This is a genomic window from Variovorax sp. PMC12 (assembly GCF_003019815.1).
GTDB lineage: Bacteria > Pseudomonadota > Gammaproteobacteria > Burkholderiales > Burkholderiaceae_C > Variovorax.
Genome location: NZ_CP027773.1, coordinates 2,997,782 through 3,016,100 on the forward strand (window position 1 = coordinate 2,997,782; position 18,319 = coordinate 3,016,100).

Annotated in this window: 18 protein-coding genes; 10 read left to right on the plus strand and 8 right to left on the minus strand. The window is 66.1% G+C overall.

Annotated features, from left to right (window positions below; genetic code table 11):
- Positions 1 to 89 precede the first annotated feature (89 nt).
- Entirely contained in the window at positions 90 to 1,289 is a 1,200-nt protein-coding gene (locus C4F17_RS14010; RefSeq protein WP_234382079.1) for a cation:proton antiporter, read from the minus strand.
- A gap of 192 nt (positions 1,290 to 1,481) precedes the next feature.
- Between C4F17_RS14010 and C4F17_RS14015 the strand changes: the two genes are divergently transcribed.
- The 3 genes from C4F17_RS14015 (at position 1,482) to C4F17_RS14025 (ending at position 3,303) form a co-directional block, all read left to right on the plus strand.
- Positions 1,482 to 2,213: a hypothetical protein gene (locus C4F17_RS14015; RefSeq protein ID WP_159053658.1), complete on the plus strand. Its 732-nt coding sequence runs from the start codon at positions 1,482 to 1,484 to the stop codon at positions 2,211 to 2,213.
- Between the two features lie 308 nt (positions 2,214 to 2,521).
- Complete coding sequence (locus C4F17_RS14020; protein ID WP_159053659.1) at positions 2,522 to 2,893, plus strand: hypothetical protein; 372 nt, start codon at positions 2,522 to 2,524, stop codon at positions 2,891 to 2,893.
- A gap of 53 nt (positions 2,894 to 2,946) precedes the next feature.
- Positions 2,947 to 3,303, plus strand: coding sequence for a hypothetical protein (locus tag C4F17_RS14025; RefSeq protein WP_081268427.1), 357 nt, complete (start codon positions 2,947 to 2,949; stop codon positions 3,301 to 3,303).
- A 187-nt stretch (positions 3,304 to 3,490) separates the two neighbouring features.
- Here the strand turns inward: C4F17_RS14025 and C4F17_RS14030 are convergent, their stop codons facing one another.
- Positions 3,491 to 4,357, minus strand: a complete 867-nt coding sequence (locus C4F17_RS14030; RefSeq protein ID WP_081268428.1) for a helix-turn-helix domain-containing protein — start codon at positions 4,355 to 4,357, stop codon at positions 3,491 to 3,493.
- A 182-nt stretch (positions 4,358 to 4,539) separates the two neighbouring features.
- Between C4F17_RS14030 and C4F17_RS14035 the strand changes: the two genes are divergently transcribed.
- From C4F17_RS14035 to C4F17_RS14055, 5 genes are all read left to right on the plus strand, one after another.
- A complete protein-coding gene (locus C4F17_RS14035) occupies positions 4,540 to 5,409 on the plus strand; it encodes a fumarylacetoacetate hydrolase family protein (RefSeq protein WP_106935635.1) in 870 nt (289 codons plus the stop codon).
- 10 nt (positions 5,410 to 5,419) lie between these two features.
- Positions 5,420 to 6,208 (plus strand): alpha/beta fold hydrolase, encoded by a 789-nt coding sequence (locus C4F17_RS14040; RefSeq protein ID WP_106935636.1) that lies wholly within the window; start codon positions 5,420 to 5,422, stop codon positions 6,206 to 6,208.
- A gap of 61 nt (positions 6,209 to 6,269) precedes the next feature.
- Positions 6,270 to 7,610, plus strand: a complete 1,341-nt coding sequence (locus C4F17_RS14045) for a metal-dependent hydrolase family protein (protein ID WP_106935637.1) — start codon at positions 6,270 to 6,272, stop codon at positions 7,608 to 7,610.
- Between the two features lie 217 nt (positions 7,611 to 7,827).
- Positions 7,828 to 8,487 (plus strand): tRNA-uridine aminocarboxypropyltransferase, encoded by a 660-nt coding sequence (locus C4F17_RS14050; protein ID WP_106935638.1) that lies wholly within the window; start codon positions 7,828 to 7,830, stop codon positions 8,485 to 8,487.
- Between the two features lie 583 nt (positions 8,488 to 9,070).
- The gene (locus C4F17_RS14055) at positions 9,071 to 9,373 is read left to right on the plus strand and encodes a putative quinol monooxygenase (RefSeq protein WP_106935639.1); all 303 of its coding nucleotides are present in this window, start codon (positions 9,071 to 9,073) and stop codon (positions 9,371 to 9,373) included.
- 25 nt (positions 9,374 to 9,398) lie between these two features.
- Here C4F17_RS14055 and C4F17_RS14060 read toward each other — a convergent pair whose 3' ends face one another.
- Positions 9,399 to 9,668, minus strand: coding sequence for a hypothetical protein (locus C4F17_RS14060; protein WP_106935640.1), 270 nt, complete (start codon positions 9,666 to 9,668; stop codon positions 9,399 to 9,401).
- A 377-nt stretch (positions 9,669 to 10,045) separates the two neighbouring features.
- On the opposite strand from C4F17_RS14060, the gene C4F17_RS14065 reads away from it, so the two are divergent.
- Positions 10,046 to 11,179 (plus strand): NADH:flavin oxidoreductase/NADH oxidase, encoded by a 1,134-nt coding sequence (locus C4F17_RS14065; RefSeq protein WP_106935641.1) that lies wholly within the window; start codon positions 10,046 to 10,048, stop codon positions 11,177 to 11,179.
- On the opposite strand, the gene C4F17_RS14070 is transcribed toward C4F17_RS14065, so the two are convergent.
- Genes C4F17_RS14070 through C4F17_RS14080 form a run of 3 tightly spaced genes read right to left on the minus strand, consistent with a single transcriptional unit; the run spans position 11,176 to position 13,454 of the window.
- Positions 11,176 to 11,709, minus strand: a complete 534-nt coding sequence (locus C4F17_RS14070) for a GNAT family N-acetyltransferase (protein ID WP_442805187.1) — start codon at positions 11,707 to 11,709, stop codon at positions 11,176 to 11,178. The two genes, C4F17_RS14065 and C4F17_RS14070, sit on opposite strands and share 4 nt — an antisense overlap.
- Before the next feature lie 5 nt (positions 11,710 to 11,714).
- Complete coding sequence (locus C4F17_RS14075) at positions 11,715 to 12,311, minus strand: helix-turn-helix domain-containing protein (RefSeq protein WP_106935643.1); 597 nt, start codon at positions 12,309 to 12,311, stop codon at positions 11,715 to 11,717.
- A 57-nt stretch (positions 12,312 to 12,368) separates the two neighbouring features.
- The gene (locus tag C4F17_RS14080) at positions 12,369 to 13,454 is read right to left on the minus strand and encodes a hypothetical protein (protein WP_106935644.1); all 1,086 of its coding nucleotides are present in this window, start codon (positions 13,452 to 13,454) and stop codon (positions 12,369 to 12,371) included.
- A gap of 177 nt (positions 13,455 to 13,631) precedes the next feature.
- Here C4F17_RS14080 and putA point away from each other — a divergent pair, with 177 nt between their 5' ends.
- Entirely contained in the window at positions 13,632 to 17,372 is a 3,741-nt protein-coding gene (putA, locus tag C4F17_RS14085; protein ID WP_106935645.1) for a trifunctional transcriptional regulator/proline dehydrogenase/L-glutamate gamma-semialdehyde dehydrogenase, read from the plus strand.
- A gap of 9 nt (positions 17,373 to 17,381) precedes the next feature.
- Here the strand turns inward: putA and C4F17_RS14090 are convergent, their stop codons facing one another.
- On the minus strand, positions 17,382 to 17,774 hold the full coding sequence (locus C4F17_RS14090) for a carboxymuconolactone decarboxylase family protein (protein ID WP_081268437.1): 393 nt from the start codon (positions 17,772 to 17,774) through the stop codon (positions 17,382 to 17,384).
- Between the two features lie 48 nt (positions 17,775 to 17,822).
- Entirely contained in the window at positions 17,823 to 18,263 is a 441-nt protein-coding gene (locus C4F17_RS14095; RefSeq protein WP_234382081.1) for a YbaN family protein, read from the minus strand.
- Between the last annotated feature and the right edge of the window lie 56 nt (positions 18,264 to 18,319).

Consider the following 18,319-nt stretch of genomic DNA (forward strand, 5'->3'; position numbering starts at 1 on the left):
TCTTGTCGACGGCCAATCAATAGCTGACGCTCACAGGAAGCGTGGCTTGCCCAAGACCACCGCGAGGACGAGCCGACGAGCGGGACCGGTCAACGCGAGCGAAACACGATCTCTTGCATCCTCCGGAGCTTTGGCGTCACCGCGGGCACGGTGAGCATGGTGCTCGCAACTGCCATGACGAGAAGCGCTGTAAAGGTCTCGTTGGTGATGATCGCCTTGTCCAGCAGGACGTTGGCGAAGATGATCATGATGAGGGCTTTGGTCTGGAGCAGCCAACCGATCAGAGAGCCCTCGCCCGGCTGCCATTTCAACAGCCGGCCGGCCATGCCGAGTCCGATGAGCTTGCCGGCCACCGAGGCCACCAGCAGTACCGCCGCAACCAGGAAGACCGCCGTGCCGCCCACCTGCCAGTTGGTGCGCAGGCCGGTGCTCAGGAAAAAGACCGGCATCACCACCAACAGGACGTTGTGGCGCAGCCAGTCCATTTGCTCCTGATCGAACCACTCCCCATCCATCACCGCGCCGGCAATGAATGCGCCGACCATGTAGTGCAGGCCGCACCAGTCGGCGCCCAGACCGCAGGCCGCAAGCCAGATAAGACCCGCATACCACCGGTCGCGCTCGGGCACGCGCACCATCAGCCAGCGAAACGCGGCCGCGGAGACTGCGAAGACCACGAGGAAGCCAGCCTGCTTGCCCACCCGCTCCCAGTCCATGAGAATCAGCGCCAGCACACCCCAGATGGCGATGTCGTCCAGGCTCGCGTAGCGCAGGATGCGCTGGCCGATTGGTTGGCGAAGAATCTGCAGCTTCTCCATCAGCAGAATCAGGATCGGCAACGCGGTCACGGCGCACGACATGCCGATGCCCAGCACGAACTGCCAATGCGTCGCCTTCGCCCCTATCCAGCCTGGATAGGAAAGCAGCGCCAGTGCCGCCGCCGCGCCAAAGACAAGAGGCACGCCAAGCGCAAGGCCAGCCGTGATCCCGCTCTCGCGACGATGCTCCCAAGCCTTGCGCAGATCCAGCTCGATGCCTGCGATCCAGACGAACATCATCACGGCCCACTGCGCGACTCCATTGAGCGACTGGATCACCGGCCCGTTGAAGACGAACTTGTAGTAGTCGGGGAACATCGCCCCCAGCACGCCCGGGCCAAGCACGATGCCCGTGATGATCTGCACCACGACAAGCGGCGCGAAATAATCGGTTCGACCAAGACGCCACACCAGATATGGGAGCGAAAAGATGATCAGCATCGCGATCAGGAAAATCTCAGAAGTGCTCACTTGACCGCCGTCAGCCTGAAGTTGAATCGCGGCGAGTCTGCCATACGCCGAGCGGCCCCGAAGGGGCTTTTGCGATGGCTGACACAGGCTACAGTCGGCCAAGTCCGGACTCTCATCACGGCGACCTGGTCTCCGATCACGGCGAGCTGGCAAACGACACGACGGCTACAAAAGCATGCGTACCGAATTCCGATGAAATTCAATGATCTTGCTCGCAAGGCCGCCAAGGGCCCCGGACCGCTGTCCTATGGTGGCTCGGTTCATCCAGAAGATTTGATTCGGTTTTCTCTGGCGTATGGCACTGACGGCGCCGATGAGATTGAGCGGCTGTCCAAGCAGCACGAATGGCACGAAGACGGTCTGCTTGAGGACGGCTCGAGGGTGGCGCCGCTCGCGCGCTGGGCCGTGGCCTGCGTCGCGTACGGCCGCGGCGGCGTTGCGTCGCTGCAGCACTTGCTGAACGATCGGACGCTCGCGACGTTTGCCATTGCGGTTCTTGAGCAAGTTCGCACCGCGTCTTGCGTCACGGCTCTGTTGGACTACTGCATGTCGACCACTGCGCTTTCAGACGAGCCAAGCGATCCATTCTGGCAAGCGCTCGGCGCGCTGAATACGTTGACGAGTTTCGACGACGGTCTGGTACTGCCGCAAGATCAGCAGGAGAAGTTGAGAGACCTGGTGATCGAGACATTCGCCAGTGCCACCACATCACATCAGCAGACACTTTGCCTATGTGCCTTGAGAGGGGCTCCAATAGAGGGAGCGCTGGAGTGGGCAGAGGCGCAGACGGTGACCGATCCGACCGTGAGGCGCGCAAAAGCCGCCGCGTTGAAGTCGCTCCGACGCCGTCTTTCCGGCGCCTACAAGCCACCCAGTGCCGAGCAGAAACGTCAGATCCGCAGGCAGCGAGCCCTCGATGTCTAGAGTGCTTCCGGCCACAACCGGACCTTCGCCATGAAGCCAGAAAATTGCCCAGTACCTGCAACAGTGGACTATGTCAAAGTAGGTCGTGAGTCGCACGAGCTGGCGATTCGCCACGGACGAGATGCACACAGGTATGCGCTGCGCCTGTCTGAGAAAGCCAAGGACGCTGGCGATGCGGGGCAGCCGCATTCTGGTACGCGGTCAACCGGGCGCTAGAGCCGAGGACATAGCGAGTCACTTGTAAGGCCTGCTTTGAGCCTTCGCGACGGCAGAGCGACCGGCTACAGTCGGCCAGAACCGGCCGTTCGATGACTGCTCAGAATTTTCACGGAGAAGGGACTATGTGGCAGCGTGGCGATGTCGCTGAAGGTCAGGACTATCAGCTGGTGTTGGTCCAACGGCGCGACGGTACTCGCACATACGTGCTGTGTGAAGTCGGCCAATGCGAGGGCGTCGAGGAGCGAGTGTTCGTCACAGCCGTCGTACCCCGGGAGCTTTTAGTGAAAGTTGACCTCTTCGGCATCGCCAAGGCAGTGAAATTGGCAGACGGCTCCTCCTTCGGCGTCGAGGCCCATGGCGTGTGGTTGACACCAGAGGAGTGCGCCGCTTTTGAACGCCACGTGACTTGGTACGAAATGCCTTGGCTGAACGGGTTGGCTCCTGTTCTCCCCCCAAAATAGGCGGTGACTCGCGACAGCCGTACATGGCCAGAAGCAGAGGTTGAGGAAACGGAATGATTGAATTGCAAGTGCGCGACGAGTTGCTCCAGGCGGAGCATGTTCTCGATACGAAGTTTTCTTTCGATCAGGCTGAGCCGTTCTACCGCCGCTGCCTTGCGCACATCGAATCTGCACCACAAGACCGCGAGGCCATTGAGCAGCTGCTGATCCGTCTGTTCCGCGACCGGCAGATCAGCAGCGAGCCGTTGGCATACCTCATGCACGTCCTCCGCTGGGAAGGTGTGCGCCATGCAATCGAGGCAGACTTGCGAAGCCAAGCTTCGCCCATCATCACTGGTGTCGAGCACGGGAAGGTGCTGGATGGCTTCGATACGGAATGGGGCAACAAGGTTTTCTACCGATTCTCGTGACGGCCTATGCTCGGCACTAAGAGTCACATGACCGTTCTAGGCATCTAGCTGTCTCGCCCCTGTGGCAGGATCCGGCGGCGGATTCAACCGGTCATTCGTTGGCATCGTTTGATTTGCGATCCAAAACGGACCGACTTACCGCCTCACTGTTCGCCGCTTTAGATCCTGAAACCTGAAAGCACGTCTACTAAGACTGTCCCTCGCGCGGGATGCCTGTGACGGTGACAGGATACGGAGCGCGCGTGGCCCGCTTGAAGATCGACGGCGAGATGCCGGTGTGTTCCTTGAAGAAGCGCGAGAAATTGCCCGGCGCCGAGAAGCCCAGGTCGAGCGCGACGTCGGTCAACTCGCCGCCTTCGCTGACGCGGCGCATGGCTTCCTCGACGCGCACGCCGCTCCAGAACACCTGCGGCGTCGTGTGCAACTGATCGCGGAACAGCGCGAAGAAATGCGCGCGCGACAGCCCGACCTTTGCGGCGATCTCGTCGATGCTCGTTTTCTCGGAGACATGCGTGCGCATGTGAGCGATGGCGGCGCGCAGGCGATGGTCCAGCGTCACGCCGATGCCCCCGGGCACCGGAGCGGCATCCGCGCCCGTCGTGGATGCCGCGATGGCGGCCTCCAGTAAGCGCTCCACCTCCTTGTCCACCTGCTCGCGCCCTGCACCGGCGGAGATCATCAGGTCCAGCACCCGCCAGCATGAGCGCCGCAACGCGTCGCTGATGAGAACTCGCGGAGACGGGAACCGAAAGCTCCGATCCTTTGCCTGGCTGAGGTCGTCGAGCCAGTCCTTTTTGATCATGAAGACGATGAAGAGGCTTGATCCGCTGTCTTCCAGCCGCACCATGTCATGCGCCTCGAAAGCGTTCACACCCAAAGCCACGCCTTCGCCGTAAGGCACGACCTCAGAGCCCACATGGGCACAGGCGCGCGCACCGCCCAGCCATAGGGCGAGCTGTGTTTCCGAATGAGCATGCGACACCAGGTTGGCGCTCGCCTCCAGGACGATTGCCGTGCCGAACGCGCCTTCATGGAGTGCATAGGCTTCCTGCATCTGTCTCTCATCGAAGTCGTTTGCGGCGATTGTTCCCTCGCACGCATCGGGCCAACACAGCGCCCCGGGTAAGTCCTTAGAACGACACCAGACGATTCGATACGTCGCCGGATCGGTCGATAAGCGCTCCTGGGCCACAATTTTTAAAGTCGGCGCATCGCAAAAACACAGGAGCAAACCTCATGCGAATCGCCACTTTCACGAGCGAGGGACACCGCAAGGTCGGCCTCGTTTCCGCCGACGGCACGACCGTCACCCCGCTGAAGCTCACACAGGCCCAGGCGGACACCGGCGTGCTGACGCTGATCGAAACCCTGGCCGAGGGCGGCCCGCTTCCGGAGCCAGCCGGTCCCGCAGTCAACCTGGGCGACGTGGTGCTTGATGCGCCGCTGCCCAAGCCGCGACGCAACCTCTGGTGCGTGGGGCGCAACTACCATGCGCACGCCAAAGAACTGTCTGCTTCGGTGTTCAAGGACAACGCGACCAGGACCGACGAATGGCCCATCGTCTTCACCAAGGTGCCCGAGTGCGTCGTCGGCCCGCACGACGACGTGCTCGTGCCTTCCGAGGTGTCGACGCAGATCGACTACGAAGCCGAACTGGCCGTCGTCATCGGCAAGGGCGGCAAGAACATCACGCGCGCAGCTGCGATGACGCACGTTTTCGGCTACACAGTCGTCAACGACGTGACCGCGCGCGATGTGCAGATGCGCCACGGGCAGTGGGACATGGGAAAGTCCTTCGACACCTTCTGCCCTATGGGCCCATGGATCGTCACGGCCGACGAGTTCGACGGCACGAAGACGCGGGTGCGCTGCTGGGTCAACGGCGAGCTGCGCCAGGACGGGCCGACCGAGAACATGATCTTCGACATCCCGACGCTGATCGAGACCATCTCGCGCGGCATCACGCTCTACCCCGGTGACGTGATCGCGACCGGCACACCGGCAGGCGTGGGCATGGGCATGAGCCCGCCGCGCTACCTGCGTGCAGGTGACGTGGTGCGAGTCGAGATCGGCCGGCTCGGCGCCATCGAAAACAAGTTCGTCTGAAAGGCTGCGCATGACGACTCATATTCTGAACAGCCTGACTGTCGAGATCGACGGTGAAGGCGAGGCGCTGCTGTGCATCCACGGACTCGGCGGCTCATCGAACAACTGGACCCCACTGTTGCCGGCGCTTGGCGGTTTTCGCCGTATCAGGCCCGACCTGCCAGGCAGCGCGAGATCGCCACTGCCGGCTGACGGAAAGGCTTTGTCAATCAAGGGCTACGTGGATGCAATGTCGCAGCTGCTTGCGGAGCTCGGCATCGGGTCGGTGCATGTGATGGCGCACTCGATGGGCACGATCGTCGCTCAACACTTGGCACTGCGCGATCCCGGTACAGTGAAATCGCTGGCACTCTTCGGCCCGCTGGCTGCGCCTCCCGATGCCGCGCGCCCCAACATCGCGGCCCGGGCCAACGCGGCGCGGGGCGGTGTGTCGGCCATGCAGGAGATCGCCGACGCCATCGTGAAGGGCGCGACGAGCACGCGAACGAAGGAGCAGCAACCGGCGGTGCTCGCGCTGGTGCGTGAGAGCGTGATGCGCCAGTCGCCCGAGGGTTACGCGCAGAGCTGTGCGGCGCTCGCCGATGCGCAGTCGGCCGCGCTCGAACGCCTTGATGTGCCGACGCTCTTGGTCACCGGCGACCAAGACGGAGTAGCCCCGGCGGCAAACGTCCGCGCCATGCAGGAACGCATCGCCGGCAGCCGCCTCGTCATCCTCGACGGGTGCGGTCACTGGACGACTTTCGAGCAGCCGCAGCGCTGCATACAAGAACTCGAAGCCTTCTACGCGGCACTCCGCTGAGACGTCGCGAGACTCCATTTCGACAACCCATTGCCGGCACCGCATGCCGGAGGAGACAACGATGACCCGTATTGCATTCACCAATGTCCGCATCTTCGACGGCACGGGCGAAGACCCTTATACCGGTGACCTTCTCGTCGAAGGAAAGCGCATCGTAGAAGTCGCTCGCTTTCCGAAGCGCGTGAGCACCGATGACGCGCGCGTGATCGACGGAAAGGGGCGCTTCCTCATGCCCGGCATGACCGAGGCCCACACGCACTTTTCGTGGAATGACCAACCCTCGCTCGCGGCCATCCAGTTCATGCCGCCCGAAGAACACATGCTCTGGTGCGTGCGCGTCGCCAAGCGCTACCTGGACATGGGCTGGACCTCGGCGATTGGCGCAGCCGCAGCCAAGCCGCGCCTGGACGTGGTGCTGCGCAATGCCATTGAAGCAGGCGAGTTCCCAGGCCCGCGCTACTTGGCCGGCAGCCAGGAGATCACCACCATCGGCGCGTTGGGCGACAACACGCTGCCACACATGAAGTTCGAAGAACTCAGCTTCGGCAGCGTGTGCAGCGGCCCCGAAGAGATCCGCAAGTCGGCGCGCACCTTCATCAAGTACGGTGTCGATCACCTGAAAATCAATCTGTCCGGCGAGTACATTGCTGGCCTGCCCGCCGAGATGTCACCTTTCGCGGAAGACGAGGTGGCCATGCTCGCGCTAGAGGCCAAGCGCTACGGCAAACGCATGGCTGCGCACGCGCGCTCGAGCGAGTCGGTCAAGCAGTGCGTGCGCCACGGCATCGAGATGGTCTATCACGCCAGCTTCGCAGATGCCGAAGCACTTGACATGCTCGAAGAGGCAAAAGACCGGCATTTCGTGGCGCCCGGCATAGGCTGGCTCATTCGCACGACTTACAACGCGGCCGAATACGGTATCACCGAAGCCGTGGCGACGCAGATGGGCTACAAGCGCGAGCTGGAGGTGGCATCGGCTTCACTGCGCGAAATGCACAAGCGCGGCATCCGCATCCTGCCCGGCGGTGACTACGGCTTTGCCTGGATGCCGCACGGCACCAACGCCAACGACCTGCAATATTTCGTCGACTACATCGGCATGACGCCGAAGGAAGCGCTGATGGCGGCTACACGGCTGGGCGGCCAGATCATGCTCCGGCCCGACGAGCTGGGGCAGTTGAAGGCGGGCTTCCTGGCGGACATCGTGCTGGTCGACGGCGATCCGCTGCAAGATCTTTCGTTGCTCACCGATCCGGCCAAGGTGCAGCTCGTGATGAAAGACGGCGTGATTCACAAGGATTGTGCGACGCCCGTACCTTCGGATGCCGCTCTGCACTTGGAAGGCGGCGATACACCGCTGCGGGAACAGGGGGTCAAGGAGGCATTGGCGGAGATGCACTGAAAGCAGTCCTTACCAACGATGGCTTTGCCAAACGCGGAGCCATCGCTTCGGGGCCGTCAAAATTCGAGGCGCGAACGGCAGCTTTCGAGCGCTGCGCACTTCCGCAATGGCCCCACCGCGGTCTTCCCACATTGTCCAAAGCTGCCGGTCCCGCCAAAGCCAAAAGACATCTCCCTCCATGCACTGTCTAGCTAGGCACGCTGAATAAACTCCAGCCATGTCCGCCGCTCTAGCCCCACGCCCCAAGTGCACCGCTTGCCTGCGTCCGCTGAGCGGCTGCATTTGCCGCTGGGTCGCGCCCACCGCCCATGCCGTGGAGGTACTGGTGCTGCAGCACCCGCTGGAGGTGCACCAAGCCAAAGGCAGTGCCCGCCTGCTGCACCTCAGCTTGGCGCGCTGCCGCCTGGTGGTGGGTGAGGCATTCGCCGTGCCGGTCTGGCCGGTGGACGGGAAGCACACGCTGCTGCTGTACCCGGACAGTCTGCAAGATGCCGCCCCGGACTTGCGGGTCTCACCCCAGCTACCGCCCGAGTGGCTGCAAGCCCAGTCGCGCCTGCGTCTGGTCGTGCTGGACGGCACCTGGCGCAAAAGCCGAAAAATGCTCTACCAAAGCCCGCCACTGCAACAGTTGCCCCGCTTGGCCCTGCGCAACCTGCCGCCTTCGCACTACCGTATCCGCAAAGCCCATGGACCCGACCAACTGTCCACGCTGGAGGCGACCTGCTACGCCTTGAGCCAACTGGAAGGAGACGCGGAGCGGTTCCAGCCCTTGTTGAATGCCTTCGACGGGTTTGTCGAGTACTTGGAGCAAGCTGGCGGGCAGCGAGACGCGCAAACCGGCAAGTCCCGCCCTCCAAAGCTTACGGGGTTCATCTAAGTGACCAACTGAATGTCTGGTTGGGCCGCGGACCCACAAGCCACCTCAATCAAGCCGAATTTCCTCCATCACGGAAGCTTCAGCTGTCGCAGCTGAATCTGCGGCCTGCAGATCGACCGCTGTCAGCCGGGCGCGGGCGCTCCGCGTCGCGCCTTCTCGCTCACCTGAAACAGCTCTCCCGCCTTGCGAGCCATATCAGCCGCAAGCCAGAGCAGATTGCCCAGTGCCGAGCCGCTTCACCGTTGTGCCAGTCGATGCCTTCGCCGTGGCATACCTTCCACAGCAGCACCGAACGCTCACGCCGATGAGGTGGCCTGCGCAGCGAAATAAAGGAGGGGCGGAGGACATTCGCTGCGGGGAGCACCCGGCGTCCTGCGCACGGTGAGTGCGGCTGTGGCGTTGGGGGTTCGAACGCTGGGACGAGTTGCAGATGGATATGCGCGGGTGCGCCGCTGAGCTTTTTACGAACGGCGAGCGCCGATGAACCAAAAATAGTCGGCAACATGGACATTGAAATGGCGCAGACTGCGCTTCCCTATGCGACCAGGACCGGTCGCATTCTTTGAAAGAAAGGAAGCATGTCATGGTCACAGTCGCGTTGTTCGTTCGCCTGGAAGCGAAGCCCGGTAAAGAGAAAGAGGTCGAGAGTTTTCTCAAGGGGGGTCTTCCTCTCGTCATGGAAGAGCCAGCCACTACCGCCTGGTTCGGCATTCGCCTTGGGCCGTCGACCTTCGGAATCTTCGATGCCTTTCCGGATGACGCAGGCCGCCAAGCGCATCTGTCGGGCAAGGTTGCGGCGGCTTTGATGGCACAGGCGGGGGAGTTGTTCTCCGAGTCGCCATCCATTCAAAGTGTCGACGTGCTTGCGGCAAAGCTACCCGGCTAGGCAACCCGTCAGAGCGCGCCAGCCGCTAGCCGCCGGGCTCGGGCGCTGCGCGTCGCGCCGTCTCGCTCACCTGAAACAGCTCCCCCGCCTTGCGAGCCATATCAGCCGCAAGCCAGAGCAGGTTGTCCAGTTGCCGAGGCCCTTCACCGTTGTGCCAGTCGATGCCTTCGCCATGGCAGACCCACAGCAGGGCTTCGAGTTGCGAGAGGGTGTTTTCGAGAAGATCCGCCGGGTCTTGGGCGTTGTCTTCGGAAGCTACCGGCGTAGTTGGCCGGGCTATAGTCTTGCTAGCCATTTTTGTGCGGTTCCTTCCAAGGTGGTTGCACGAACCTGGTTAGACGGTCGGGGTGCTCGATACACCTCGGCCGTCGCCTTTTGATACCTCGCATTTGCATCGCTGCTTTCGCACCGACGACCTGCCGCGAGGCAAGCAGCCTTCGAACATTTCGGTGTTGGGTGTGCCGATGGGGTGCCTTGCGCAGCGAAATAAAGGAGGAGCCCGAAAGGCGGGGGACATTCGCGGAGCAAGGCACCCCGTCGGCGTGAGCACGCCCTGAAGGCATCCGACACACACGCATTCGATACCGCATCGAGCCGCAAGGCTTCTGCGCCGTCCGGCATGCGAATCGCGCCCGCGCCGCAGAATTGCCGCTCCTCTGGAGCCGCACCGTCATGAGTCAACCAACATTCCCGCCCCGCCTGTTCGAGCCCCTGAAGCTCGGCCAGCTTGAGATAGACAACCGCATCATCATCGCGCCCATGTGCCAGTACTCCGCCACGGAGGGCACGCCGGGCGACTGGCATCTGATCCACCTCGGCCACCTGGCGCTTTCCGGCGCGGGGCTGCTGATCATCGAGGCAACGGCTGTGGAGGCCGAAGGGCGCATCTCCCCCGGCGACCTCGGCCTTTACTCCGATGCCAATGAAGAAGGCCTGGCGCGGGTGCTGCATGCCACGCGCGCTTTTTCGCCGATCAAGATCGCCATGCAACTGGGGCACGCGGGGCGCAAGGCGTCTAGCCGCGCGCCCTGGGAAGGCGGCAAGCAGATCCGCCCCGGCGAGCCCGGCGGATGGAAGGCATATGCGCCCTCGCCCGTTCCGCATTCGCCCACCGAAGACCCGCCCATCGCCCTCGACGCCGCCGGCCTGCGGCGCGTGCGCGATGCCTTCGTGGCGGCGGCACGGCGCGCGGCGCGGCTGGGCATCGACGGCATCGAGATCCACGCGGCGCACGGCTATCTGCTGCACCAGTTCCTGTCGCCCATCGCCAACCACCGCGACGACGAATACGGCGGCAGCCTGGAGAACCGCATGCGCTTTCCGCTCGAAGTGTTCGACGCGGTGCGCGAAGCCTTCCCGGCCGAGCGGCCGGTGTGGGTGCGCGTGTCGGCCAGCGACTGGGTGCCCGGCGGCTGGGACCTCGACGGCACGGTCGCGTTCTCGCAAGCGCTGAAGGCACGCGGCTGCGCGGCCATCCATGTGTCGAGCGGCGGCGTGTCGCCTCAGCAGGCCATCACGCTGGGCGCGGGCTACCAGGTGCCGTTCGCGCAACGCATCAAGGCCGCGGTCGGGCTGCCGACCATTGCCGTGGGGCTCATCACCGAGCCGGCCCATGCCGAGGCCATCATTGCCGACGGGCAGGCCGACGCGGTGTCGCTGGCCCGCGCGATGCTGTACGACCCGCGCTGGCCTTGGCACGCGGCGGCCGAGCTGGGCGCGCAGGTGAAGGCGCCGCACCAGTACTGGCGCTCGCAGCCGCGCGAGTTCAAGGACCTGTTCGAGAACGCGGCGTTCGGCGCGCGCTAGGCCCCGGCCAGGTCCAGATAGAAAAAGGTGGTGGCGCACGGCTCGCCCCGCGGCAGCAGCGCGAAGCCGGGAACGCTGCCCACCCGCGTCCAACCCGTGCGGGCGTAGAGCCGCTCGGCCTCGGGGCTGGAGGTGTCGAGCACCAGCAGCGTCTTGCCGCGCTCGCGCGCCTGCTGCTCGGCGGCCCGCATCAGCAGCTCGCCGATGCCCCGGCGCCGCGCCCTGCGGTGCACCAGCATCTTGGAAACCTCGCCGCGGTGCGGCTGGTTCTCGGGCTGCGCCAGCACCAACTGCACGGTGCCGACGATGCCTTCGGCGTCTTCGGCCACCAGCAAGTCGCGCTCGCCGGCGGCCACGCCCGCGGCCACGTTGCGCCAGAAAGCCTGTGCGCGCTCGGGCGTGAGCGGATGCATGAAGCTGACCGACGCGCCGCCCTCGACGCAGTCGATCAGCAGGTCGGCCAGCGCCTGCAGCTGGTCATTCTCCACCGCCGAAAGAAGACGGATGCGCGGCGCGTCGAATTTGGTCATGTCGCTCATTTCCAGGAAAAAGGCAGGGTCGCGATCACCACGGCGTAGCGCGTGGTCTCGTGCGAGGGGTTGTAGTAGCTCATGGGGCGGTCCAGCACCATCGCCAGGCAGTCGCCGGTGGAAAGCCGGTGGCTGTCTTCGCCCAGCGTGAGCTCGATGACGCCGTCGAGCACCCACACCTGCTGGTGGATGAGCGGCTCGCGCGCCGAGCTTTCGTAGGCCACGCGGGCCTTGGGCGGGAACAGCACCTCGACGATCTGTATGGGCGATGCGAAGCCGCTGGGCGACACGTTGCGCCGCACGTAGCCGGAGTGCGGGTCGCGCCACTGCAGCTGGCCGGCCAGCCGCGACACCGGATCGGCGGCGGGCGCGGGCGCCTCGAACAACGAGGCCAGTGACACGCCGAGGCCGGTCGCGAGTTTTTCGAGCAGCACGGCGGTGGGACTGCTTTCGCCGCGCTCGATCAGCGAGATCATGGAACGGCTCACGCCGCAGTGCGTGGCCAGCGCGTCGAGCGAAAGGCCGCGCTGCGCGCGCAGGTCGCGTACGCGCTGCGCGATGCGGTCGTTCAGCCCGGATGAGCCTTCTTCGACTTCCTTCATATTGGATGAAATATCCACTATGACGGAATATACGTCAAGCCTCCCGGCAGTTCGCCCTCACCGGGAAGGGCCGATCAATGCGGCACGCGCGGCTTCCGAAGGAAAGACGCACGCCACGTCGTGCGCGCAGCCCGGCACGACCACGACCTGGCGCTGCTTCTCGGGCGCGAGCACCGCGCGGTCGTACTGCGCATAGGCCAGGCCGCGCTGCAGGCGGAAGGTGCCTTGCGCGAGCGCCGCGCAGGAGCGGTCGAGAACGCGGTAGGCCGTGCCCTTGGCATCGTTGCTGTCGAGCGCGCCTTCGAGGTAGCTGATGTCGGCTTCCGCGTACTGCCGGCGGGCCTGTTCGGCGCTGCGCCCGAGGTGCGCGGGCAGGTCGTCGGTGCCGTACTTCCAGCGGTTCGTTTCGGGGCATGCGGCGGCGTCGGGCACCGCGAATCCCGCGACCGACGCGCCGTCGGGTGCGAACCGAGGGCGCACCGGGTCGAAATAGAGCCACGTACTCGGGTCGGCGACCACGTAGCGGATGGCGACCTTGCCCGCCGTGCCCGCCGTCCCGCCGGTCCGCGCGAAGGCGGCATAGCGCTGCACGAACTGTCCGCCGGCCGAAAAGCCCGCGATGGTGATGGTGCGCAGGCCCGGCCAGCGCTGCACCAGCTCGGCCACGAGCGCGTCCATGACCGCGAACGAGCCGATGCGGCTGCCCGATGCCGAACGGCCGCCTTCGAGCCAGGAGCCGCAGGTCCACAGCAGGTAGCCAGGCTGCGGCGCGGGCAGGCCCGGCGTGTTGCAGCGGCCTGCCGCGGCTTTGTCGGCGGGCACCTGGAACAGCGGCGCGATGACCAGCGTGTCGTCCAGCGTGCCGGCGTTGCGAACGGTGCGCAGCGTTGCCTCGAATGTCTTGTTGGCGTCGCGCGAATGGCCGTGCATGGCGATGAGCGCCTTGGTCGGGCCGGCTGCGGGATCGAGCGAGGCGTAGTAGTGCACCGCACCTGCGGCACCGTCCGGCGTGAAGCTGCGCAGGCATTCCGCGGCCGCCGAGGCCGTGCAGGCGGAGGGGTCGGCTGCCGCCGCATAGGCCGGCCAACACACCGGCAGGCACGCGGCCGCGAGGAAAAGAAGGAGCCTTCTGCAGCTGGGCATGTTCGCGAAATTCCAAAAAAGGGATGGATGGCGGATTCTCTGCCTGCCGCCATCTGCGAACCTGACTGCGCCAGCCGCTATGAACCTAGAGATTTACTCTGTCAAACAGCAAATCTTCGAACACAAATTTGGCGATCAGGCGCAGATCATCCAACATATCTCCAGCACGATCCGCCCATGAGCACCACCAACGACTCCGACCCCCTGCCCTCCTCGTTCGCGGCATTCGCCGACGGCCTGCCGCCCGGCCCTTCGCCGCTGCGCGAGCAGATCACCGCGACCTGGCGCCGCGCCGAACCCGAGGCATTGCCGCCGCTTCTCGAACAGGCCCGCCTGCCGCGCGGGCAGGCCGAAGAGGCGCATGCGCTGGCGCATCGCATCGCGCGGCAACTGCGCTCGCGCAAGAACGCGAGCGGCCGCGCCGGCCTCGTGCAGGGGCTGTTGCAGGAGTACGCGCTGTCGTCCCAGGAAGGCGTCGCGCTGATGTGCCTGGCCGAAGCGCTGCTGCGCATTCCCGATGCCGAGACGCGCAACGCGCTGATCCGCGACAAGATCGCCCACGGCCAGTGGCAGACGCATGCGGGCCGCAGCCCGTCGGTGTTCGTCAACGCCGCCACCTGGGGCCTGCTGCTGACCGGCAAACTGGTGGCCACGCACAGCGAGACCGGCCTGTCGGCCGTGCTCACGCGCCTGATCGGCAAGGGCGGCGAGCCGCTGATCCGCAAGGGCGTTGACATGGCGATGCGCATGATGGGCGAGCAGTTCGTCACCGGAGAAACCATCGCGCAGGCGCTGGGCAACGCGCGCGAGCTGGAGGCGCAGGGCTTTCGCTATTCGTACGACATGCTGGGCGAAGCCGCGCTCACCATGGAAGACGCCAGGCGCTACAAGCTCGCCTATGAAGAGGCGATTCACGCGATCGGCAGGGCCTCGGATGCGCGCGGCGTGTATGAGGGCCCGGGCATCTCCATCAAGCTCTCGGCGCTGCACCCGCGCTACAGCCGCGCGCAGCACGCGCGCGTGATGGCGGAGCTGTACCCGGTGCTGCGCGAACTGACGCTGCTGGCGCAGCGCTACGACATCGGCCTGAACATCGACGCCGAGGAAGCCGACCGGCTGGAGCTGTCGCTCGACCTGCTGGAGCGCCTGTGCTTCGAGCCGGCGCTCGCGGGCTGGAACGGCATCGGCTTCGTCATCCAGGCCTACCAGAAGCGCTGCCCCTTCGTGATCGACTACGTGATCGACCTCGCGCGCCGCAGCCGCCACCGGCTGATGGTGCGGCTGGTGAAGGGCGCCTACTGGGACAGCGAGATCAAGCGCGCGCAGATCGACGGGCTCGACGGCTACCCGGTCTACACGCGCAAGGCCTACACCGACGTGTCTTACCTCGCCTGCGCGCGCAGGCTGCTCGCCGCGCCGGAGGCGGTGTACCCGCAGTTCGCCACGCACAACGCGCACACGCTGGCCGCCATCTACACCATGGCCGATCCGTCGCGCTACGAGCCGGGGCAGTACGAGTTCCAGTGCCTGCACGGCATGGGCGAGCCGCTGTACGAGCAGGTGGTCGGCCCGCTCGGGCGGCCGTGCCGCATCTATGCGCCCGTGGGCACGCACGAAACGCTGCTGGCCTACCTGGTGCGCCGCCTGCTGGAGAACGGCGCGAACACCTCGTTCGTGAACCGCATCGCCGACCCGACGATTTCGCTGGAGGCGCTGGTGGAAGACCCGGTGGCAACGGTGGAACACATGGCCGCGCAGGAAGGCACGGTGGGGCTGCCGCATCCGGCCATCGCGCTGCCTGCGGCGCTGTACCGCACGCAGCGCCGAAACTCGCGCGGGCTCGATCTTGCGAACGACGACAGCCTGCGCCTGCTGGGCCAGAGCCTGCAGGCCACCGCGCATGAGGGCTGGCATGCCGGGCCGATGCTGGCGGTGGGCGCCGACACGCAAAGCGAACCGGCCGATGTGCTGAACCCCGCCGACCATCGCGATGTGGTCGGGCAGGTGCGGGAGGCCACGCCGGCCGATGTCGAATCCGCCGTTTCGCAAGCCGCGGGCACTGCCGGCGCCTGGGCCGCCACGCCGCCCGCCGAGCGTGCCGCCATGCTCGAGCGCGCCGCCGATCTGCTCGAAGAACAGATGCCGCGCCTGCTCGGGCTGCTGGCGCGCGAGGCCGGGAAGACCTATGCCAACGCCATTGCCGAAGTGCGCGAGGCGGTGGACTTCCTGCGCTTCTATGCGGCGCAGGCGCGCAGCGACTTCTCGAACGACACGCACCGCGCGCTCGGCACGATGGTGTGCATCAGCCCGTGGAATTTTCCGCTCGCGATCTTCACCGGCCAGGTGGCGGCCGCGCTCGCGGCCGGCAACCCGGTGCTCGCCAAGCCGGCCGAGCAGACGCCGCTGGTCGCCGCCGAGGCGGTGCGCCTGCTGTGGCAGGCCGGCGTGCCGCGCGCCGCGGTGCAGCTGCTGCCGGGACGCGGCGAGACGGTGGGCGCCAGCCTGGTCGCCGACGCGCGTGTGCAGGGCGTGATGTTCACCGGCTCGACCGAGGTCGCGCGCATCCTGCAGAAGACGCTGTCGCAGCGCCTCGGTGCCCACGGCGCGCCGGTGCCGCTGATCGCGGAGACGGGCGGGCAGAACGCGATGATCGTGGACTCCTCCGCGCTGGTGGAGCAGGTCGTCACCGACGTGATGGCCTCGGCCTTCGACAGCGCCGGCCAGCGCTGCTCGGCCCTGCGCGTGCTGTGCGTGCAGGAAGAAGCGGCCGACCGGCTGGTCGAGATGCTCGAAGGCGCGATGGCCGAGGCCTGCATCGGCAATCCCGCGCGGCTGGCCGTGGACGTGGGTCCGGTGATCGACGCCGAGGCGCGCGACGGCATCGAGCGCCACATCGCAGCCATGCGCGCGCGCGGCCACAAGGTCTACCGCCAGGGCCGCGAGCATGGGCAGGACACGCGCCACGGCACCTTCGTGATGCCCACGCTGATCGAGCTGGACAGCATTTCGGAACTGCAGCGCGAAGTGTTCGGCCCGGTGCTGCACCTGGTGCGCTACCGCCGGCGCGACCTTGGCGCGCTGGTCGGGCAGATCAACGGCACGGGCTACGGCCTGACGCTGGGCGTGCACACGCGCATCGACGAGACCATCGCGCAGATCGTGCAGCACGCGAAGGCGGGCAACGTGTACGTCAACCGCAACATCGTGGGCGCGGTGGTGGGCGTGCAGCCCTTCGGCGGCGAAGGGCTGTCGGGCACCGGGCCGAAGGCGGGCGGGCCGCTGTACATGCTGCGCATGCTGTCGAAGCGGCCCGACGATGCGATGGCGCGGGCGATGGGTGGCGAAGGCGCTTGCGAGGCGGTGCCGAACGCAGGCCTGTCGGCGCTGGCCCGCTGGGCCCGGAAGACCGGGCGCGACGCGCTGGCCGCGCAATGCGCGCGCTTCGCATCGCTGTCGCGCGCCGGCGATTCACGCACGCTGGCCGGCCCGACCGGCGAGCGAAACGTCTACACGCTGCTGCCGCGCGAGGCGGTGCTCTGCCTGGCCGGCACCGAGGCCGACCGGCTGGCGCAACTGGCGGCCGTGCTGTCGGTGGGCAGCACCGCCATCTGGCCGGCCGATGCCGACACGCAGGCCCTGCGTGCGTCGCTGCCGGCCGAGGTGCAGCAGAGCGTGGCCATCGCCAGCGACTGGCGCTCGCCGACCGTGGCCTTCGACGCCGCGCTGCACCACGGCGACGAGAGCACCCTGGCCGACGCGATGCAGCGCATTGCCGCGCGGCCCGGCCCCATCGTCGGCGTGCGGGCCTTCGCGCCGGGCGACGCGGACATTCCGCTCGAAAGCCTGGTGGTGGAACGCGCGCTCAGCGTCAACACCGCGGCTGCGGGCGGCAACGCAAGCCTGATGACGATCGGCTGATCCGGCCTTCTACTTGTCGAACGCCGGATCGATCGGCACGCGGTAGCCGTTGACCAGCCGGTTGGTCTCGTTGGCCATGCCGACCACGGCCATCAGCTCGGCGAACATCTCCGGCGTCATGCCGGCCTTGGCCGCGCCCGCATGATGGCTCGCGATGCAGTAGCCGCAGTTGTTGGTGACGCTCACCGCGAGGTAGACCATTTCCTTGACCACCGGATCGAGCGCGCCGGGCGCCATCACCTCCTTGAGGCTGCCCCAGGTGCGCTTGAGCGTGGCGGGATCGTTGGCGAGGTACTTCCAGAAGTTGTTGACGTCGGGCACGTTGCGCGAGGTCTTGATGTCGTCGAACACGGCCTTGACGTCGTCGGAGGCGGCGGCGTACTCGATGGGTTGTGGCTTCACTATTCAATCTCCTGGGACGAAGGCCGCATTGTGGAGCGGCCATCGCCATCAGTCAGGCACCGCCGGCTCCGGCCGCCGCCAGAGCCACGCGAGCACGACGGCCATCGAGCCGATGCCGAGGCCCGCGAGCCAGGCCTTGTGCGCGGTGAGCGCGATGACGACGGCGCAGAACGCCATCGCCGCGGTGGCGCTCCACTTGGCGCGGCGGCTCACTGTGCGCCCGTTCTCCCAGTTGCGCAGGATGGGGCCGAACAGCCGGTGCTCCAGTAGCCACCGATGCAGCCGCGGCGAGCTGCGCGCCGCGGCCCACGCGGCCATCAGCACGAACACCGTCGTCGGCATGCCCGGCACGATCACGCCGATGACGGCCAGCACCAGGCACAGCGCGGCAAAGGCCAGCAGCAGCCAGCGGGCGGCCAATGGCAACGGGCGCGGCACGGCGACGGCGGCATCCGCGGCGGGCGGGTTCTTTTCTTCGGCGGGGATCACGAGCCGATTGTCTTTCAGCGCACGACGCGCAGCGCCACCGGCCGTTGCAGTTGCCG

Excerpts from the sequence above, each read along its gene's own strand:
- C4F17_RS14015 (WP_159053658.1), top strand. The coding sequence starts at position 1,482 with ATGAAATTCAATGATCTTGCTCGCAAGGCCGCCAAGGGCCCCGGACCG.
- C4F17_RS14020 (WP_159053659.1), top strand. The coding sequence starts at position 2,522 with ATGACTGCTCAGAATTTTCACGGAGAAGGGACTATGTGGCAGCGTGGC.
- C4F17_RS14025 (WP_081268427.1), top strand. The coding sequence starts at position 2,947 with ATGATTGAATTGCAAGTGCGCGACGAGTTGCTCCAGGCGGAGCATGTT.
- C4F17_RS14030 (WP_081268428.1), bottom strand. The coding sequence starts at position 4,357 with ATGCAGGAAGCCTATGCACTCCATGAAGGCGCGTTCGGCACGGCAATC.
- C4F17_RS14035 (WP_106935635.1), top strand. The coding sequence starts at position 4,540 with ATGCGAATCGCCACTTTCACGAGCGAGGGACACCGCAAGGTCGGCCTC.
- C4F17_RS14040 (WP_106935636.1), top strand. The coding sequence starts at position 5,420 with ATGACGACTCATATTCTGAACAGCCTGACTGTCGAGATCGACGGTGAA.
- C4F17_RS14045 (WP_106935637.1), top strand. The coding sequence starts at position 6,270 with ATGACCCGTATTGCATTCACCAATGTCCGCATCTTCGACGGCACGGGC.
- C4F17_RS14050 (WP_106935638.1), top strand. The coding sequence starts at position 7,828 with ATGTCCGCCGCTCTAGCCCCACGCCCCAAGTGCACCGCTTGCCTGCGT.
- C4F17_RS14055 (WP_106935639.1), top strand. The coding sequence starts at position 9,071 with ATGGTCACAGTCGCGTTGTTCGTTCGCCTGGAAGCGAAGCCCGGTAAA.
- C4F17_RS14060 (WP_106935640.1), bottom strand. The coding sequence starts at position 9,668 with ATGGCTAGCAAGACTATAGCCCGGCCAACTACGCCGGTAGCTTCCGAA.
- C4F17_RS14065 (WP_106935641.1), top strand. The coding sequence starts at position 10,046 with ATGAGTCAACCAACATTCCCGCCCCGCCTGTTCGAGCCCCTGAAGCTC.
- C4F17_RS14070 (WP_442805187.1), bottom strand. The coding sequence starts at position 11,709 with ATGACCAAATTCGACGCGCCGCGCATCCGTCTTCTTTCGGCGGTGGAG.
- C4F17_RS14075 (WP_106935643.1), bottom strand. The coding sequence starts at position 12,311 with ATGAAGGAAGTCGAAGAAGGCTCATCCGGGCTGAACGACCGCATCGCG.
- C4F17_RS14080 (WP_106935644.1), bottom strand. The coding sequence starts at position 13,454 with ATGCCCAGCTGCAGAAGGCTCCTTCTTTTCCTCGCGGCCGCGTGCCTG.
- putA (WP_106935645.1), top strand. The coding sequence starts at position 13,632 with ATGAGCACCACCAACGACTCCGACCCCCTGCCCTCCTCGTTCGCGGCA.